This window comes from Bradyrhizobium sp. ORS 375 (assembly GCF_000239775.1).
Taxonomy (GTDB): Bacteria; Pseudomonadota; Alphaproteobacteria; order Rhizobiales; family Xanthobacteraceae; genus Bradyrhizobium.
Window position 1 is genome coordinate 1 of sequence record NZ_CAFI01000424.1, and the last position, 18,289, is coordinate 18,289.

Consider the following 18,289-nt stretch of genomic DNA (forward strand, 5'->3'; position numbering starts at 1 on the left):
CGCAATAGGCCAGCGCCTGGTTGATGTCGGTGCCGCCGCCGAGCTGCACCGAGAACAGCACCTCGACCGGATCGGCGAGCTCCTCGGTGAGGTCGATGATGCTGGTGTCGAACACCACGAGCTTCATCGCGATCGCCGGGATCGACGCCAGCACCGCCGCGAAGATCGAGGAGTACACCACGGAGGTGCCCATCGAGCCCGACTGGTCGACGCAGAGGATGACCTCCTCCAGATGGGTCCGCCGCGCCGCGCGGGCGTGCCCGACCAGGGTCTCCGGCACGATTGTCCGATGCTGGGCCTGCCAATGGCGCAGGTTCTTTCCGATGGTGCGCGGCCAGTCGATGTCGCTCGCGCGCGGACGCCGCGTGCGGCGGCGGCGATCGACCGCGCCGCGGATGGTCTCGGTGGTCCGCGCCTCGAGTTTCTCCATCAGCTCCTTCACCACCTTCGCCACCACCTCGCGCGCCGTCGCCTTGGTCTTCTCCGGCATCACCGAGCGCAGCGCCATCAGATCGGCAACGAGATGCACGTCGGCCTCCAGGGCGGCGAGAAACTCCGGCTGCAGCAGCATCTCCTTCAGCCCGAGCCGTTCGAACGCGTCCTTCTGGATCACCTGCACGACCGGCGCGGGAAAGAACTCCCTGATGTCGCCGAGCCAGCTCGCCACCCGCGGCGCCGAGCCGCCGAGACCGCCGCGCCGGCCGCCGCCGCGCTTGCCGTCCGAGCCTGCGTCATAGAGCCCGGCGAGCGCGGCATCGAGCCGGCGGTCGCGGTCCGACAAGCCGGCCTGGTCGTCGCCGCCGAGCACCAGGCGCCAGCGGCGGTTGCGCTCCGCATCTGCATCGCTGCTCATCGGTTCGTATCCTTCATCGGCCGATCGGCGCCCAGGATCGTCAGCAGCAAGGGCAGGGCGGCGTCGAACCCGGCCGCATGGGCGGGCAGCGGCGCGAGCGGCTGCAGCGGCGTGAGATCGGCCGTTACCGACACAGCGAGCGGGCGCTGCCTGGCCAGCTCGTCGAGCAGCCTTCGCCGCTCGCTGCGATCGAAGCTCGCAAAGGCCCGGCGCATGACCGGCAAGAGATTATTGAACGCCTCGCCGTCGATCGACGCCAGCCAGCCGTCGATGATCCGGCGCAAGGCCTCGTCGTGCAGCAGCACCTGGCCGCTCTGGCCAAGGAAGCCGTCGAGCCAGTCGCCGGCTTGGAGCGTCGGCACGCTGTGGGACAGCGCGCGGGACAGGGCCAGCGCGGTGTGCTCGGGAGAGACGATGCCGTGATCGTAGAGAGCGCGGCTCGCCAGCCCCTTCAACAAGGGATGCGCCGATCCGTCGTTGGCAACTGATGCCAGCGCGCGCCGCCATCCGTCGCGCAGGCCGGCATCCTCGATCAGGCCGATCGCAGCGTCGAGCCGCGCAAGCTTGCCACGCAGCTCGGCCGCCACGTCGGCCTGCAGGTTGCGACAAGCGTAGACGAGGCCGGCGCAGATCGCTTCGACCAGGCTGATCACCAGCAGGCGCAGCGCCTCGGTCGGCAAAGCTCGCGCGGTGCCATAGCGCAGGATCTCCGCAAGCGGCGGCACGGCCTCGGTGAGATCGGCGATATCGCTGGTGGCCGCCGAGCGCTGCTGCAGCAGCGCGATCGTCGTCTCCGCAGCCGCGCTCAGGCCGGCCTCGAGACAGCCGCTGACGATGGCGGCGACGGCGTTCAGCGACGTGGCCGTCTGCGCATTCGTGACCGCGGCATTGCCGGCGGCCTGCGCGACCGTCGTGCCGTGCACCAGCGCCTCGACCAGACGCACCGAGAATTCCGGCTCCCAGCGCAATCGCCAGTTCTCGCGAAAACTGCCACGGCTCTGGCCGGAGCCCTGCAGCCGTCCCCACGGCACCTGGAGCAGCGCCAGACGATGCAGCAGCTGCGATTTCGCAAGGCCCGCCTCGCTGCGCAGGTCGAGCGCGATGTCGCTGTCGAGCGCCTCGGGCTTCAGCTTCAGCTTGCGCTGCCAGCGCGCGAGATCGACGGCGAGCGGCATCTGCGGCACGCTGTCGTCGATCTCGCCGACACGTTGTCCGATGATCAGCTGCTGCTCGATCAGGCGAAACAGCGCCGTCTCGCCCTCACACAGCGTGGCCAGGCTCGCCTCGCGCATCTCGGCCAGTCCGGGCAGCGCCACGTCGCGCAGCGCGGCGAGCGTGATCGCCAGGCGGGACGCCTCGATCACCGCGGCCGTCGACGCTGGCCGACCGTTCCGGCGCAACAGGTCGGCGACGCGGGCCTGCCATCGTGTCGTGAAGCCGGTGGCGTCGAGCGCGGCGTTCTGCTCGTGCTGCAGCCCTTGCCACAGATGCGCGTACCAGCCCGGCGAGATCACGCCGGCGCCATAACCCGAGGACGCGGCGAGACGCGTCTCGGTCCACGGCACCCACGTCGCAGTGACCTTGATCTGCGGCAATCCCTTGAGCAGCGCGCGATCATCCTTCGCGACTTTTTTGCGGAGAGCCGGCACGTGCCAGGCGCCGCAGACAACGGCGACCGGACCGTCCTGTGCGCTCAGCGCGGCGGCGATCTCCAGGCGCATATGCGCCTCGCGGCGCAGCTCGCGCTGAGCCTCGTCGGCAGGTTGATAGGGCAGGGGATCGATTCTCTCGCGCAGGGCTCCGATCGCCGCTTCCAGCGCGGCAAAGATCTCAGGTCCATGCGCGCCCTGCTCGACGATCGCGTTCCACCAGGCTTCGCTGTCATCGTAGCCGGCCAGCGTCGAGAGATAGGCCAACGGATCGCGCCGGATCTGCGCGAGCTCCGGATCGATCGTCTCAGGCTGATCCGGCGCGGCCGCGCCGGTGTGCTCCGGCGTGGCCTCGCCCGCATCATCCTCTTGCTCCGCCGCCTTGGCGCGTTCGGCGAGACGATGCGACGCCGGCAGATCGATGAAGCGGACCGGCCGCTGCTTCGCCAGCGCCCAGCGGATCGCCTGCCATTCCGGCGAGAACACCGCGAACGGGAAGAAGCTCGCATTGGCCGCATCGTCCTGCGCATGCACCAGCAGCGCGATCGGCGGCACCATCGCAGGCGACGCGGCGAAGCTGATCAGCTCGTCGGCGTCTTTAGGCCCTTCGATCAGCACGATTGCGGGATCGGCCGCATCGAGCGCCGACAGCACCGCGCGTGTCGAGCCCGGTCCGTGATGCCGGATGCCGAGAAGATGCAGGCGATCGGGCGTTGCCGCGGCCATGTCACATCACGTCGCGGATGGCGCCGTAGAGATCGGCCCACGGCTTGCGCTCACGGACGACGGTCTCGAGATATTCCTGCAGCACGACCTTGTCCTGCACCGGGTCCTTGACGATGGCGCCCACGAGGTTGGCGGCCATGCTCTGCGCGTCGATCACGCCGGAGCCGAAATGACCGGCTTCCGCCCAGGCGCCGATCGTCACCGCGATGGCCTCCGCCGTCGACAGCGAACCGGAGGGCGACTTCAGCTTCAACCGGCCATCGAGCGTCTGGCCGTCGCGCAGCTCGCGGAAGACGGTGACGATGCGCATGATCTCCTGGTCGGCCGGCGCGATCTTGGGCAGCTCCAGCCCGCCGCCGATCTCGCCGACCCGCTTGGTGACGATCTTCACCTCCTCGTCGAGATCGGCGGGCAGCGGCAGCACGACGACATTGAAGCGGCGCTTCAACGCCGAGGACAGCTCGTTGACGCCCTTGTCGCGCGCGTTGGCGGTGGCAATCATGTTGAAGCCGCGCTTCGCATGAACGGAATCGTTGATCTCCGGAATCGGCATCAGCTTCTCCGACAGCACGGTGATCAGCGTGTCCTGCACGTCCGAGGGCATGCGGGTCAGCTCCTCGAAGCGCACGATCCGGCCCGCCTCCATCGCCCGCATCAGCGGCGTCGCCACCATGGCCTCGCGCGACGGGCCCTTCGCGAGCAGCAGCGCGTAATTCCAGCCATAGCGGATCTGGTTCTCGTCGGTGCCGGCGGTGCATTGCACGATCATCTCGGACGAGCCGGAGATCGCCGCAGCGAGATGTTCCGACACCCATGACTTCGCGGTGCCGGGCACGCCGAGGATCAGTAGCGCGCGGTCGGTGGCGAGCGTTGCCACCGCGGTCTCGATCAGCCGGCGGTTGCCGATGTATTTCGGCGAGATCTCGACGCCCGCCTGGGTGCGGCCGCCCATCAGATAAGTGACGACCGCCTGCGGCGACAGCCGCCACTGCGCCGGCCGCGGCCGCGTATCTTCCCGCGCCAACGCCTCGAGCTCATGGGCATGCAGCGCCTCGGCTGAGTTGCGCAGCTGTGCGTCGCTCGGGCTCGCATCGGCAGTAGTCATGGGCATGCTCCGGAGAGTTTTCAGGGCGCTGAATTCGGCAGCGCGACGATGAGTTCGGCGAAGTCCTTGGCGGCCCGCGTGGATGCCGGCGTGAGCGCGTTCAGCGAGGCAATGAAGGCCGGTATCGTGGCGGACGGCATGAGCGCAGCCATCAGCACCAGGCGGCCGTCGTCCTTCTGCGCCGCAGGCACCGTGGCGTCGGCGATCTCCTGCACCGCTTTCCGCCAGCCCGCCGACGCGAGCACGCGCTCGGCCACCGCCGGCGCCAGCGGCTGGCGGGCCTTCGCGGCCAGCACCATCAAGGCATAGCCGTGCAGCTGTTCGCTGGTCGTCAGGCGTGCGCCGATGATGCGCATCACCATGTCGTCGTCGCCCTGGTCTTCAGCGGCATCCATCAGCAGCGTGAGCACGCGCTGCTCGCTCGGCGGCAGCGCGGCGATCAGCGCCTCCGGTGGCGCGCCGACTGCCGCGGCGAGCGCGGAGAGCTGCACGCCGCCGAACAGCCGCTCGCGCAGCGCTTCCGTCTCCTGCCATTTCATGCCGTCGCTCGGCAGCTTGAACGTCAGCGTCGATTCGGAGCCGAGGCCGACCTTGGCCAGCAGCGAGCCCGTGCGCTTGAAGCACCGCGCGGCCTCCGCAAATCCGCCGTGTTCCCCGCGCTCGGCGAGGCGCGCCAGCAGCTGCGCGGCAAGCTGCTTGACGCTGTCGGCGCGGTCGCTGGCGAGGCTTTCCAGAAACGGCTTGTCGTCGTCGGACAGGCGGGCCGTGAGCGCATCGAGCAGCGCCGCACGCACCGGCGCCGGCTCGCTCTTCCAGACGGATTCGATCAGCGCGCGCCCGGCGGCTGCATCCTCGCGGCGGCGCCCGGCGACGAAAGCGCGGCGCTGCGCCTTCGGGAAGGTGGTCCAATTCTCGGCGGTGATGCGCTCGAAGACCAAGCCCTTCGCCGCATCGTCATCCGTGTCGGAGGCGATCAGCGCCAGGAACGCGCGTTCGGCGAGGCCTTGCTCGCTGGCCTCGGCCTTGATGGCGGCAGCGAAATCCGGCAGGTCGAATGGATGCAAACGGCATCCCGCCGCGTGAACACGGCGGAGCGCCAGCGGCACGACGTTCGACGCGAGCGACTTCTCGACGCTGCGGGTCAGCGCCTTGAGCGCGCGCCGTGCCGCGTCTGGAAGGATCGGCCGCGCATCCTCGTGCAGCCGTCGCGCGGCGTCCGGAACGGCCTCGGCGACGGGGGCCGGCGTTCCGGCAAAGCGCTGCCATTGCGCGGCGAGCGCGAGCAGCGGCAGCGCCGGCTCGCGATCCCGCGGCAACAGCTCGGCGAGCTCCGGCGGAATTGTCGGCGGCTGCCGCGTCAGGCCGAGCAGGAACGACTGGCGCAGCCGGGCGTGTGTCTGCGGATCGATCACGCTCGCCATCGTCAGTCCTCGTGATGCCAGCGGCCGAGCGCCGTGTCGGCGGCGAGCACCTGCGCCACGCGGCCGTCCCACAGGCACAGCAGCGACAGGTCGTCGAGGCCGAGCAAGGGCAGCAACTGATCGAGCTGGCCGCGCTCGACCGCGATCGCTTCGCCGCCGGTGTCGGTGATCGCGAGCGATCCCTTCCCGGCGGTGCGCAGCGTGACGCCCGACAGCAGCAACGGCCAACGCTCGAGCCACGGCATCGCCGCGAGCGTCGCCGCGTAGTCCCGCAGCGCCGGGGCAAGTCCCGGCAGCGGCCGCGGCCACGCCGCGACCGCGGCCGTCTTGCGGTTCGCCAGCAGACCGCGCAGCGGCGCGGCCGAGGGATAGAACACCACCTCGCCATCGATGATGTCGCCGGGCGCGAACGGAAAGCCGCCGCCGCCGCCGGACACCGGGACGAAATCGATCAGCACGGCCGCGCGCGGCTGGCTGCCGTCCTCCCGCGTATTGACGAGCCAGGTCTCGAGACGACGCAGCTTGTCCGGCTGCACCTCCGACAGATTGGCGGCGACGATCCACACGCTGCTCACGCGCGGCGCCGTGTCATCGGCCAGCAGCTCCTCGCGGCGCACCGTCCAGCCGACCGCGCGGCGGACGTCCCCGCGTAGCGCTGCGGGCAAGCGGTCCTGGTGTCGATAGGCGGAGGCGATCAAGGTCATCGCGCCGAGCCGCTCGATCGCAAGGTCGGCGCGGCGCTCGTCGCCGACGCGAAACAGCTCGGTGCCGAGCTGATCGAGGCGCGCGGCCAGCCCGCCGGCCTTGGCGTCGACAAGGCGCGTCGACAGCGTGCGCGCGGCGGCCGCGGCGCGGGTGGCAAAGTCGGCGAGGCCCTGGTTGAGCTGGTCGGCGATCCAGCGGTCGAGCTCGTCGAGCCCGGCGAGAATCGCCGCCTCGCGTTCGGCCTTGATCCGCTCGCGCTGCGCCTCGGCACGGGCGGCTGCCTTTGGATCGACCGCGGCCGGTGTCGCGGCGTCGGCCAATGCCGCATCGAGGGAGGGCGCCCCGGTCTCAGCGCCCTCGGATCTGGGCTTGCCCAGCGCACGTCCGCTGCCACGCCTGCGCGCACTCCAGTCCTCGACCCATTGCGGCGGGCTCGCGCTCTCGAATCGCTCCGGCTTGTCGACACGCAGCCACAGCACCGCCAGCACGTGCTTGCAGGGAAACTTGCGGCTCGGGCAGGTGCATTTGTAGCCGCCACCATCGGCGGCTGTGACGACGCGGTACGGCGTTGCGCCCGAGCCCTGGCACTCGCCCCATAGCATCTCGGCGTCGGTGCTGGCGGCCAGCACCGGCCAGCTCGCAGGCTTCACCAGCTTCAGCGCTGCGCCGAGCGAGGCCTGGTCGGGCGCCAGCCCTTCGATCCGTTCGCGTGTCAGAGACACCAGCTCTCCCAACGGCTGATCGCGCGATCTGCACTACCTAGCAGATGGCGGCCGAGCCGCACAACAATCCAGGCGCGATGACCGCCAGCTTCAGGGCGCGGTGCGTTTGAGAGACTGGTCGCGTCATTCGCCGCCTTCCGACCACAAGGTTGCGAATTCCTGTGCGCGATTTACTGGCGATCTTGGGGGCGAGGCAGCCGGTCGCCGCGACGCGGATCGGCACCGCTTCACCGTGAAGAGATCATTCGGCACGGCGAGGTACGTCTCGGAATTCTTCCCGGTCGGGCATGGGCCTCATGCCCGATCGCTCGCCATGGACGCGGTGCTGATAGCATACGCCTTTCGCCGACGCTGCCATCTATCCATGTAGTTGAGCGTGTGAGCTCCACGTTGAACCGCGTCTTCTGCGTAATGCTACTGTAAGGCCGCCAGAATAGTTTGCAGATGTCCTTACGATCGGAGCGGCATCTGCCGCGCAATGACCGCGTGGGCCGGCGAACTATCCCTCGCCGTTCCGATGTGGCCTCCGATCGCAAAGACATTGGACCGGTGTCGCGGAACTGAACTCGACCTGATCAGGTCGGCTCATTGCCCTCTGCGGCATCTTCCATCATGAGCTGGCGCCGCATGGCTTCGAACGTCAGAGGTCCAGTCGGCAGGCCGTTCGGGATGTGTCCCAGCCCCACACGCCCGAACGGCCTGCAATGATGTGCCGCTCCGTTCAGCTCGCACAAGGCGCGGCGCTCCGCTGGCAGCGTTTGCGCCGCATGCTCATTGCGCCGCTCGCGTCGTCAGCGCGTCATCATCAACGCCACCACAGTCCGCGTGCATCCGGCCCATCCGAGCAGTCGCGATTGTACCAAGAACTCCCGTCTGACGGAGTGGCCGGCGCGGGCGGCGGCCTGTTCCGCGCCTGCGATGCAATCCGGCTGGTCGCGGAAGCAAAGCAACACCCAGCCGAGCTCCTCGTTCGCGGCGTTGCCGGACAGGACTGATGGCGGCGGACCGTAGACGGGATGATCTGCACTGTAGAAAGCCGTCGCGAGCGCGAGGCTTTCGGTGCCGGCGACGTGCCCGAGCGGGCTCCCGGTCCATTCGCGCCATTGCCGCGTCACCTCACCCGCGATCTGCCGGTAGTAGGTGCGACCCTCTTCGTAGCCGTGCGTGTTGCGATAGAGCGCATGCAGGGGGGCCGCGATGACCGCAGCCGCGACGGCAATCCCCGCCATCAGCACCGCCATGTTGACGGTGTGGAAGCGCTCGATCGGATAGCTCGCGCCGCACACGATCACCACCGCGAACAGGAACAGTCCCTGAAGCGCCCACAGCGAGGGCAGGTCTGTGCCCATGATCAGCGCATTGGCGACCGGCAGGCCGATCGTGCCCAAGGCGATGTAGGCCAGCAGTCGCAGTCCATCGTCCAGCTCGGCCATCTCGGCGCCGAAGCGCTTGATCCTCGGGCCGGCGACGACGATCCAGGTGATGGCCGCCCCTGCCGACGCGGCGAGGAGGCCGAGCAGGAAGAACAGCGAATCGCGCAGCGAGGTTACGAGGTCCGACCTCGCATGCATCAGCGCGTGCTGGATCGGCGCCGCATCATTGGCAATGAGCCAGTGGAGATGCATGGACAGGACGGCGAGGCCCGCAGCGACCGAGATCCATGGCGAGGCCGATGTAAAGTAGGCGCGGCGCTGCGGGTGGGCCGCGGCAGCAAAGGCGAAGCTCACCAGAAGGAAGATCGAATAGTATTTGCCCAGCACGGCGACCGCAGCGGTGATCCCGGCCGCAATCGCCCAGAGCATCGTCCGCGTTTCGAACGTGCGCAGGAAGCAGTAGGTCGCCAGCGGCCACGTCGCCAGCTGCACCGCGTTAGCGTTGAAGCGTTGCGCGTGGAACTGATAGGCCGGCGTCAGCATCAGTAAGAGCAGCACGATGACCCGTTTGTCGCCGCTCACGAAGCGCCGCGTCACGAGGTCGACGCACCAGAGCGCCACCGCGGCATTGGTCATTGCCATCAGATGAAAGGACCAGTCGGTTGCGGGAAACACGGTCGACCAGGCGCCGGCGATCCAGCCCATCAGGGGCGGGTGCTTGGCGTAGCCCCAGCCGAACTGCCGGCCGAACGTCCATGTTTCCAGCACGTCGGGATGCAGCCCTGCGCCGGCATAAGCAATGCAGAGATAGATCGTCCAGACGGCGACGAAGGCCACGAGCAGCAGCGGGATCGCCCAGCCCGCCTGGATACCGTCCAGCCAGCGCAGCAGCGGGCGGCGCCATGCCGCCGGATCGCTGTCGGATCGTGCGGCGACGGCCGAGAACCCAAACGCGTGGATCATGTCGACGCTATTCAAGGACAGCGGCCGGAGCCTGCGTGCGGCGCTGTATCCGGGCGATCATGCGTCGGGCTCATATGCGTGTTTCCTCGGCGACCATTGAGGACGTGGTCTCCGCCGGGAGGATTACGCCACGCTGACATTCCGGGCCTCGTGCCTGCCGCGCGTCATACGATTGCAACCGCAGTGCTGAGAGTGTGCGGTGTTCTACAACCAAAGATGTCGGTGTCGGCAGGCCGGATGCCCGGTGAGGAGAGGGAAGATTGCCCGCCCGAGGTCGATCAGGCGAGCGCGCCATCAAAACCGTAATTCGGGAAAGTGCAAATGGAAAAACGACAAAAGCGGCACGGCAAGTGGAAGGTATCAAAACGCCATCGACGTAATCCTATTGTAATCCGTCCGTAATGATAGGAGCACCACGTGTCGATGTCTCGGGAGAATGACGTGCGCGTACTGGTCGTTGAGGATGATCCGCAGCTGGGGCTCTGGCTGGGCGATGCGCTCGCGGCCGCGTTCGGCTCGTCCGACGTCGTCACCACGCTTGACGAGGGGCGCGCCGCGATCGCCGTGCGGAATTTCGAGCTGGTGGTGATCGACCGCGGCCTCCCGGACGGCGACGGGCTGGAGCTGCTGGCCGACCTGCGGCAGCAGAAGCCGAGCCCGGCGACGGTGGTGCTGACGGCGCTGGACGATCCCGCCGACGTCGCGCGTGCGCTCGACGAGGGCGCGGACGACTATGTGGCCAAGCCGTTCGAGCCCATCGAGCTGGTGGCCCGTGCGCGCGCCGTGCTGCGTCGGCTGTTTCTCGACCGCGGCGCCATGGTCTCGATCGGCAATCTCAGCTACGACGTCGTCAATCGCGCGGTCTGCGTCGATGCTGCGCCGATCGTCGTGCCGCGGCGCGAGCTCGCGATCCTCGAGGCGCTGGTCCGCGGCAGCGGGCGGGTGGTGCTGCGCGAGACGCTGGAATCCGCGGCTTACGGCTTCGACGACGACATCCAGTCGAATGCGATTGAGGCGCATGTGTCCCGGCTGCGCCGGCGGCTGCGCGAGGCCAATTGCAAGGCCACGATCCGGCCGGTGCGCGGTCTCGGCTATCTCTTGAGCGGCGAGTGAGAGATGCGAGGCTTGCAGAAGCTCACGCGGATCAGCCGCTCGATCACGTTGCTGTCGGCGACGCTGATCGGCGCGCTTAGCACCATCATGCTGATCTGTGCCGCCGCGCTGCTGATCCGTTTCGGCGGCGACGATGACGGCACCTGGGGCGCCGCCGACGTCGCCGATGCGCTGAAGGAGGCGGTGGCGCGCGATGCCGGCGGCCAGCTCCGGGTCAAGCAGACGGCGCGCCTCGACAAGATCATCCAGGACTTTCCGACATTCTGGTATGTCGTCTCCGACAAGAGCGGCGAGGTCAGCTATGGGCCGATTCCGTCATGGCGGCCGCACAAGAATCCGTCGGCACAGGGCTCCAGCTTTCTCGCTTATGCGATCGACGGCGAGACGCGGCGCCTGAAGCGGATGACGACCGTGCGCGCGACGCCGGTCGGCGAAGTCCTGATCGAAACCGGCGGCGTCGCCTACACGTCGACTCAGCTGATGCTGGGCACCTTGACCGACGCGACCATCGTCGCGCTGCCGATCATCCTGGTCCTGGTCGCCACCGTTGCCGCGGCGCTCTTGTTCGTGCCGACGCTGATCGCGCGCCCGGTTCGCGCGGTGGCCAAGGCCGCCGAGATGATCGACGGCGTGCCGGATGGCCGGCGGCTGCCCGAGCGCGATGCGCCGGCCGAGCTGCTGCCGCTGGTCACGGCCTTCAACCGCGCGCTGTCGCGCATCGATCAGGCCGCCGCCGCGCAGCGCAACTTCCTCTCCAACGCGGCGCATGAATTGCGGACGCCCCTGACCAATGCGCGCACCATGCTCGAATCGCTTCCCGACCCGACCCTGCGCGCGAAGCTCATCGGCGAGAACCAGAAGCTGTCATCGATCGTCACCATGCTGCTGCAGCTCGCGCGCATCTCGATGGAGGAGGTCGAGCTCGCCGAGATCGATCTCGTCGCACTGGCGCGGCGCGTCACCGCCGAACACGTGCCGATGGCGCTGAAGGCCGGCCTCGAGATCGGCTTCGCCGGCCCGGATGCGCCGGTCTGGATCCAGGGTTCGGAGCCTGCGCTCGCGATCGCGCTGTCCAATCTGATCAGGAACGCCGTGACGCATGCGGGCACCGGCGGTCCCATTCTCGTCGAGGTCGACGCATCGGCGCGTCTGCGTGTGGTCGATTCCGGACCTGGCCTGCAGGCGGATCAGCCCGAGCAGTTGCTGCAGCCGTTCGAGCGCGGCCAGGCGCGCGGCGAAGGCATGGGGCTCGGGCTCTCGATCGTGTCACAGGTGATGATCACGCATCAGGGCGGCGTCGAATTGCGTGAGACGCCCGGCGGCGGCACCACGGTCGAGCTCAGCTTCGCGCCGAGCGGGCTCCAGCGTTGCAGCGCTACCTCCGTGCGCGGTGCAGGACAGTCTGTCGTCGTCCGGCACGCTGCAACGCATAAGGCCGCTTCGCTGCCGCGCTCGGCCTGAGCGCGGCCCCTGCGGAGCTCAACGCGCGTCCTTGCTCCGCTGCCACTTCAGGAAGTCGCTGTAGAGCTTCGCCGCCTCGTCGGTCGACATCCGCGCCTGCGCCTTGCGCTCGTCGAGGAATTTGCGGAATTCGGCCGGATTGCCGTCCGAGGCCGGCGATTGCACCGCCCGCGCGCCGTCGAGCCAGTCCTGCGCCGCCTTGAAGCGGATCATGCCCTGCACCGGGGCGGACAGCACCGTGTCGCGCCATTTGGGGTGCCGCGGCGGCGACTGCAGCACCTGGATCTTGCCGAACAGCGCGTCGACGAACCGCGCCGTGCGGCGATAGCGGTCGCTGTTCTCCGGCCAGTTGTAGACCATCAGCACCGTGGACGCCGCGACCGCGTCGACCTTGGTGCCCGGCGCCACCAGGTTCGGATATTCCTCCGACGAGAACGACGTCGGCAGATAGATGTCCTGCAGCGTCCGGTCATACGGGACCGGCAAGAGATGCAGCCGGCCGCCTTCGTTCTTGATGCCCTTGATGATCGGCGCATCCTTCGACACCGAGGCGATCCAGGCATCGCCCTGGCCGTCGATCAGCTTCTGCAGGCCGCCGGTCGGATCGGTCACGGAATCGATATCGGCCCGGATGCCGAGCCGGCGGAAGATCGTGTTCGCGGCCGGCAGGCCGATCGACCGCTCTGCGAACACGCGCTTGCCGTTGAGATCCTGGAGCGAGCGAATCTCGCGCCGCGCGACGATGTGGACGTCGTTGTGGAACAGCTTCGCGATGTAGCGCACACGCTGCGCGATGTCGGGAATGTTATATTCCGTCTTGACGAATTCCAGCGCGTCGGTGGCGACGAAGCCCATGTCGATGTTCTTCAACATGATGATGTCGACGAGGTTCTGCGCCGAGCCCTTGCCGAGGATCGGCAGCACGCGCAGGTTCTCGCCCTCGTCGAGCACCGCCGCCATGTCCGAGCCCATCACCGACATCGGCCCGCCGATCGGCGCGGTGATCACGGTGACCGTGCCGGAGTTCAGCGACTCGCGATCCGGCAGGTTGCCCACATTGGCCGCGCCGGCCGCTTGACGCGGCTGCTGCTGCGCCTCTGCGCTGCTGCCGAACCCGGCAGCAGCGGCCAGCACGATTGTCGAAACGAATGCGCAAATACGAAGACGCGCCACAGCTGCCCCCAACGCTTCCTTGAGTCATTCTAATTTGGCAGTGTACTTAGCAAATCGATCCAGGCCGAATTTTGTCCTTGGCGTGACGATGCCCAAGACGCTGCAAAGTCGCCTAACCGACTCCACGCCAGTGCTGGAATTCCCGGGGAATCGAGGCCCTCGCGCGGCACGCGGTCAATGCGATGCGTCAACGCGTCGCGTCGCGCGCGGGGCTAACTAACAACTCAAGCGCTTGCGGCGTCGAGTCGTGCAACCTGATCGGGCGTCAGCGTCAGCTGTGTCGCCGCAACTAAGGTATCGACATGCTCCGACTTGGTGGCGCTCGCGATCGGTGCCGTCACCGACGGCTTGGCCAGCAGCCAGGCCAGCGCCACCGAGGCCTGTTGTGCGCCGGTCTCGGCGGCGACCGCGTCGAGCGCCGCGAGGATGCGCAGGCCGCGCTCGTTCAGATATTTCGGCATGCTGCGCGCGCCGCGCGGGCTCTTGCCGTAATCGGCCTCCGAGCGGTACTTGCCGGTGAGAAAGCCGGCGGCGAGCGAGAAGAAGGTGATGACGCCGACCTCGTTCTGTTCGCACACCCGCTGCAGCGCGCCTTCATACACCGAACGTTCGGCGAGGCTGTAGTCCGGCTGCAGGCTTTCATAGCGCGGCAGGCCGTTCGCCTTGGAGATGTCCAGCGCGGCCTGCAGTCGCTCGGCAGAGAAGTTCGAGGCGCCGATGACGCGCACCTTGCCGGCCTTGATGAGCTTGTAGTAGGCCGCAAGCGTCTCCTCTTGCGGAGTCGCCTCGTCGTCCTTGTGCGACTGGTAGAGATCGATCACGTCGGTTTGCAGCCGGCGCAGCGAATCCTCCACCGCGCGCGCGATGTAGTCGGCCTTCAGCCCGACCTTGCCGTCGCCCATGTCCATGCCGACCTTGGTGGCCAGGATGATCTTGGCACGGTTGCCGCGCTGCTTCATCCATTTGCCGATGATCGTCTCGGACTCGCCGCCGCTGTGCCCGGGCACCCAGCGTGAATAGACGTCGGCCGTATCGAGGAAGGTCAGGCCGACGTCCTGCACCTTGTCGAGCAGGCGGAACGAGGCCGCTTCGTCCACCGTCCAGCCGAACACGTTGCAGCCGAAGCAGAGGGGCGGAACATTGAGGCCTGAGCGGCCGAGCGGACGATGCTTCATGACGATCTCTCGATTCGGAAGGGCTTGTAAAATCTGTGGCTGGATGTGTGGCGGAACGCCTGCGACAGATTGCCTCCGATGGCCGCGCATGACCAGCGCGGCGGGAGCATGGCGGGGCCGCCGCCGCGCATCCAAACCATGACGTCGCTTGCCCCGAAGAGGTTCCGACGACGTCAGACTTTGCACTTAGTTGCCGACGATGGTCCGCCCATTGCGAGTGTCTCGCAGATGAGAATGTGAGGCGCGGGGAAGGAGTCCGGCCAATGAACACGCTGACCTATGACCAGCTCGGACTGAGCTCCGATGCCCTGATGATGCAGGATAGTGCGGCGGCGAAGAACACCACGACCACGCCGGCGGCGGCCGCAACGCCCTTGGCGCTGCCGGCGGGGGCCGTTTCGGCTCCGGTCGTTCATGCCGACGGCTCGGAGACGGTCTCGGTCCACACCGGCGGCCTCACCTTCAATCTGACGTTCGACGCGGCTGCCGCGGCGGCGCCCGAGAGCTTCCGCGCCGGTGTCGAGCAGGCCGCCGCCATTCTGTCCTCGGCGATCACCGACCAGGCGACGGTCAATCTCGCCATCGACTTCGCCGGCACCGGCGGCGGCGCGGGCGCCAATGTCAGCAACGGCGTGCTGGCCAACTACACGCAGCTCCGAACCGACCTGCAGGATCACGCGGCGGCCGGCGACACCGTGTTCGACAATCTGCCGACCACGCGGGCGGTTCAGGGCCATTCCCAGGTGTTCGTCTCGAATGCGCAGGCGAAGGTGCTCGGCCTCATCGACCCGAACAACACGACCACCGAGGACGGCTTTGCCATCTTCAACACCGACATCCCGACCCAGTCGCTGGTCGGCGTCGCGCTGCACGAGCTGTCGCATGCGCTGGGCCGCGTGCCCTCGCCGGGCAATCTCGACATCTTCGATCTGTTCGATTTCACCAAGCCGGGACAGCACCTGATCAACAACAACATCGCGTCCGGCCCTCCCGCTTACTTCTCGCTTGACGGTGGTATCACCAAGATCGCCGATTACGGCCAGATGTCCGACCCGGCCGACTTCCTCAACACCGGCATCCAGGGCGCCCGCGATCCGCTGAACGAGTTCTACAATCCCACGACCTCGCAGACGCTGTCGCCGATCGATCTGGTCGTGCTGGAGACGCTCGGCTACAACATCTCGACGCCCGACACCCAGGCGCTGCTGGCGCAGATCCCGCACGCGGCGGGTGTCGCCGCGCCGATGCAGACACCGGCGCAGGCCGCGGCGATCGCCTCGGCGGTAGCGGCCGAGACGGCGGCCAGCCTGACCAAGCTCGGCGATGCCGCCGGCGCCGCGCAGGTGCTGGCGAATGCGCAGGCGGATGCGGCCGCCGCGCTCGCGCCGGAGGCCGGCGCGCCCCATGACCACCTCGCGACCTACGCGTCGCATGCCGCCGAGTCCCATCATGATCCGATGATGCTCGCGATGCAGCTGCATGCGATCTCCGCGAACTGAAGCGGGACGCGGCCGGTCAACGATCCATCAGGCGAAAGCAGCGGGGATCAGCCGAGCCCTGGCTTCAGGAGCACCTCGCTTCGCTCCCACAGCAGGCGCGCCGCCGTCCCGTCGTCCTTGAACGCCACCGTCATCGGCGTCCGTCCGGCATAGCAAGCGCCGGGCTGCCAATCGGCTCCCGGCGTGCCCTCGGCGAGCCTGACGAGACGCTGCGCGCTACGCGCCGGACTGAGGGGAAGCAGGTATTTCAGCGGCGAGTGATAGACGAGGCGCATCATCGGCGTCGTCTCGCTGGCGAAGTTGGTGCGCACCACGCCCGGGTGGAACGCGACCGCGGCGATGCCGTCGGCGCGGTGCCGCCGGTCAAGCTCGCGGGTGAACAGGATGTTCTCCAGCTTGCTGCGGCCATAGGCGCCGAGCGGCGTGTAGTTGCGCTCATTGTTGAGATCGGTGACGTCGAAGCTCCTGCCGAACATGTTGGCCGCGGCGCTCGCCGTCTGGATCACCCGGGCGCGGCTCGCGACCAGCCGCGGCAACAGCAGGCGGGTCAGCAGGAACCCTGCGAGATGATTGACCTGGAAGGTCCTTTCGAATCCGTCCGCGGTGAGCTCGCGCGGACCCATGATGCCGCCGGCATTGTTGACCAGCACGTCGATCCGGCCATGATTGCCGAGCTCGGCCGCGAGCCGCGCGACGTCGGACAGCTGCGTGTAGTCGGCGGTGTGAAACGGCGCATTCAGCTCGCGCGCGAGCGCCGCGGTCTTCGCCTTGTTGCGGCCGACCAGCACGACGTCGTGACCGCGCGCCTTCAACTGGCGCGCGCCGGCCGCGCCGATGCCGTCGCTGGCGCCGGTGATGACAATGGTGGGCATGATGGCTCTCTCCGGTCCCCTCAGCGATCGTCTGAAGATATCAGCATCTCGCGACAAGCAACCCTGCCGATGGGTCAATCCATCGTGTCCGGGCCCGTTCCGCCTGTCCGGTCCTAGCTGCTTCGGTGCGGCGAACGCCCTGGCTTCCACGCCGTTGAAAAGGTCGCGTGACGTGGATGGCCGGGACAAGCCCGCCCTGACGATGTGGAGACGAGCGAGGCAGCCTTCCGATCTGCTGTGGATGGCTAGCGGCACTCGTCGATCGGATATTGTTGGGCGCTGCCAGAGCCGTCGAAGACGTCGACGAACACCTTGATCCCGGTCTTGCAACGGGCGATGCAGGCGTTGGTTTCGGCGCTGCATCGGTTGACGTACCTATCGAAGTATTGTGCGGACACCTTGCTTCTCGCCGATGCCCGGCATTCCTCACCCTGCTGCGAGCACGACTTGGCATCCGCGGCGCGCGGCAGCATCGCCGCGGTCATAAGGGTCGCTGTCAGGGCTGCGGATGCGAGCCGCCGCGACCGTGCCGGCGTCAACCAGTTGGTAACAGACTTCACCTGCGAGCCCTCCGCCTGCCGAGAACGCCATCAAAGCGAAGGGTGTCTTAAAATTATCTCAACCGCGGCGGGCGGGGGGTCTGATATCGCTAGATCGCCGATCCGCGCCTATGATGGCTCCGCCGTTCTCTGCCGGTCCAGCTTGCGCAAATAGCTCAGGCCATAGACCGTGAGCCGGCCGGGATCGTGCAACCCCTGTTCTGCCAGCCCGCGAATGTGCCGCGCGAGGTCACGCCGCATCCTCCGGTCCAGATCGTGTCCGGCCATGCGGCGATAGATGTTCATCGCTCGAACGAGCGGCTTTGCGATCTCGACCTGAGGCATCTCCAACAACCAGCCACGCCGGCCAGGGTTCCGGCGAACCTCGGGGTGTTCCAGTGCTCGGGGCCTTGGGATCATTGAAAGAGCTTCTGCACCGGCAGCGCGTTGCCGATAGCTATCGCAGTTGCTCCACCGGCTGCAGGGCGGGCCGAGCAAGAGCGCTCAAGAGGGTTTCTGCTTGTCGGTCCGCGCAGTGGCTCACACATGCCTCGGCTGACCGCCGCTTTCTTGCTCGTCGAGCAATTCCGGCATTGTCGTCATGCGCAAACTGCCCGTCGAGCCAGTTTGTCGCATGCCACGCGGCTTGTGTCGTCGGGCAAATCAGATCGATGTTTCCGGCCATCCCGTTCGCGATGAAGAGGGCGTTTCGGCCGATCGTCACGGAGCGTAGCGGCGGGGAGCGGTGGACGTGTCGGGCTCGGGGCTCTGCTTTGGCGGGCTGACGAGCGAGCCTGATGCGTACGGTCAAGTCGCGTGGTCCTGGCCTCCCGATGCTGAGGTCAAGCTGGCTGATGATGCTATTGCGCATCTCGCCGGCGATGGGGGCAACAAGCCGGTCCCCAGGGAGAGCGCGAAGCAGCCGTTAAGACCAGCGCGC

The 18,289-nt window shown here is 67.7% G+C and carries 14 protein-coding genes; 3 read left to right on the forward strand and 11 right to left on the reverse strand.

What is annotated here, in order from left to right:
- The 6 genes from BRAO375_RS27995 to BRAO375_RS28020 all read right to left on the reverse strand — a co-directional run.
- Positions 1-853: VWA domain-containing protein (locus BRAO375_RS27995; RefSeq protein ID WP_035642713.1), on the reverse strand; the 853-nt coding region annotated here is incomplete at its 3' end.
- Positions 850-3,228, reverse strand: coding sequence for a DUF5682 family protein (locus BRAO375_RS28000; RefSeq protein WP_009030803.1), 2,379 nt, complete (start codon positions 3,226-3,228; stop codon positions 850-852). The genes BRAO375_RS28000 and BRAO375_RS27995, both read right to left, overlap by 4 nt.
- 1 nt (position 3,229) lies before the next feature.
- Positions 3,230-4,333: an ATP-binding protein gene (locus BRAO375_RS28005; protein WP_009030804.1), complete on the reverse strand. Its 1,104-nt coding sequence runs from the start codon at positions 4,331-4,333 to the stop codon at positions 3,230-3,232.
- Between the two features lie 20 nt (positions 4,334-4,353).
- Positions 4,354-5,754 carry a DUF5691 domain-containing protein gene (locus tag BRAO375_RS28010; protein ID WP_009030805.1) on the reverse strand — a complete coding sequence of 467 codons (1,401 nt, stop codon included), beginning with the start codon at positions 5,752-5,754 and terminating at the stop codon, positions 4,354-4,356.
- Positions 5,755-5,756: 2 nt separating this feature from the next.
- Entirely contained in the window at positions 5,757-7,181 is a 1,425-nt protein-coding gene (locus BRAO375_RS28015; RefSeq protein ID WP_009030806.1) for an SWIM zinc finger family protein, read from the reverse strand.
- Between the two features lie 791 nt (positions 7,182-7,972).
- Positions 7,973-9,517 (reverse strand): glycosyltransferase family 39 protein, encoded by a 1,545-nt coding sequence (locus BRAO375_RS28020; protein ID WP_009030807.1) that lies wholly within the window; start codon positions 9,515-9,517, stop codon positions 7,973-7,975.
- 441 nt (positions 9,518-9,958) lie between these two features.
- Here BRAO375_RS28020 and BRAO375_RS28025 point away from each other — a divergent pair, with 441 nt between their 5' ends.
- Entirely contained in the window at positions 9,959-10,630 is a 672-nt protein-coding gene (locus BRAO375_RS28025; RefSeq protein WP_009030808.1) for a response regulator, read from the forward strand.
- Between the two features lie 3 nt (positions 10,631-10,633).
- Complete coding sequence (locus tag BRAO375_RS28030) at positions 10,634-12,091, forward strand: sensor histidine kinase (RefSeq protein ID WP_009030809.1); 1,458 nt, start codon at positions 10,634-10,636, stop codon at positions 12,089-12,091.
- An 18-nt stretch (positions 12,092-12,109) separates the two neighbouring features.
- On the opposite strand, the gene BRAO375_RS28035 is transcribed toward BRAO375_RS28030, so the two are convergent.
- Together BRAO375_RS28035 and BRAO375_RS28040 are read right to left on the reverse strand one after the other, a co-directional pair.
- Positions 12,110-13,264, reverse strand: coding sequence for a TAXI family TRAP transporter solute-binding subunit (locus tag BRAO375_RS28035; RefSeq protein ID WP_009030810.1), 1,155 nt, complete (start codon positions 13,262-13,264; stop codon positions 12,110-12,112).
- Positions 13,265-13,488: 224 nt separating this feature from the next.
- Positions 13,489-14,439, reverse strand: a complete 951-nt coding sequence (locus BRAO375_RS28040) for an aldo/keto reductase (protein ID WP_009030811.1) — start codon at positions 14,437-14,439, stop codon at positions 13,489-13,491.
- Between the two features lie 263 nt (positions 14,440-14,702).
- On the opposite strand from BRAO375_RS28040, the gene BRAO375_RS28045 reads away from it, so the two are divergent.
- Positions 14,703-15,938: an NF038122 family metalloprotease gene (locus tag BRAO375_RS28045; protein ID WP_009030812.1), complete on the forward strand. Its 1,236-nt coding sequence runs from the start codon at positions 14,703-14,705 to the stop codon at positions 15,936-15,938.
- A 47-nt stretch (positions 15,939-15,985) separates the two neighbouring features.
- Here BRAO375_RS28045 and BRAO375_RS28050 read toward each other — a convergent pair whose 3' ends face one another.
- The 3 genes from BRAO375_RS28050 to BRAO375_RS28060 form a co-directional block, all read right to left on the reverse strand.
- Positions 15,986-16,810, reverse strand: coding sequence for an SDR family NAD(P)-dependent oxidoreductase (locus BRAO375_RS28050; protein WP_009030813.1), 825 nt, complete (start codon positions 16,808-16,810; stop codon positions 15,986-15,988).
- 245 nt (positions 16,811-17,055) lie between these two features.
- Positions 17,056-17,283 (reverse strand): hypothetical protein, encoded by a 228-nt coding sequence (locus BRAO375_RS28055; protein WP_244423342.1) that lies wholly within the window; start codon positions 17,281-17,283, stop codon positions 17,056-17,058.
- 195 nt (positions 17,284-17,478) lie between these two features.
- Positions 17,479-17,694 (reverse strand): hypothetical protein, encoded by a 216-nt coding sequence (locus tag BRAO375_RS28060; RefSeq protein ID WP_139031494.1) that lies wholly within the window; start codon positions 17,692-17,694, stop codon positions 17,479-17,481.
- Positions 17,695-18,289: the final 595 nt, after the last annotated feature.

Bases quoted from the DNA above. Each gene is read 5' to 3' on its own strand.
- BRAO375_RS28030 (WP_009030809.1), top strand. From the start codon at position 10,634: ATGCGAGGCTTGCAGAAGCTCACGCGGATCAGCCGCTCGATCACGTTG.
- BRAO375_RS28000 (WP_009030803.1), bottom strand. From the start codon at position 3,228: ATGGCCGCGGCAACGCCCGATCGCCTGCATCTTCTCGGCATCCGGCAT.
- BRAO375_RS28005 (WP_009030804.1), bottom strand. From the start codon at position 4,333: ATGACTACTGCCGATGCGAGCCCGAGCGACGCACAGCTGCGCAACTCA.
- BRAO375_RS28040 (WP_009030811.1), bottom strand. From the start codon at position 14,439: ATGAAGCATCGTCCGCTCGGCCGCTCAGGCCTCAATGTTCCGCCCCTC.
- BRAO375_RS28010 (WP_009030805.1), bottom strand. From the start codon at position 5,754: ATGGCGAGCGTGATCGATCCGCAGACACACGCCCGGCTGCGCCAGTCG.
- BRAO375_RS28045 (WP_009030812.1), top strand. From the start codon at position 14,703: ATGAACACGCTGACCTATGACCAGCTCGGACTGAGCTCCGATGCCCTG.
- BRAO375_RS28055 (WP_244423342.1), bottom strand. From the start codon at position 17,283: ATGCTGCCGCGCGCCGCGGATGCCAAGTCGTGCTCGCAGCAGGGTGAG.
- BRAO375_RS28060 (WP_139031494.1), bottom strand. From the start codon at position 17,694: ATGCCTCAGGTCGAGATCGCAAAGCCGCTCGTTCGAGCGATGAACATC.
- BRAO375_RS28050 (WP_009030813.1), bottom strand. From the start codon at position 16,810: ATGCCCACCATTGTCATCACCGGCGCCAGCGACGGCATCGGCGCGGCC.
- BRAO375_RS28020 (WP_009030807.1), bottom strand. From the start codon at position 9,517: ATGATCCACGCGTTTGGGTTCTCGGCCGTCGCCGCACGATCCGACAGC.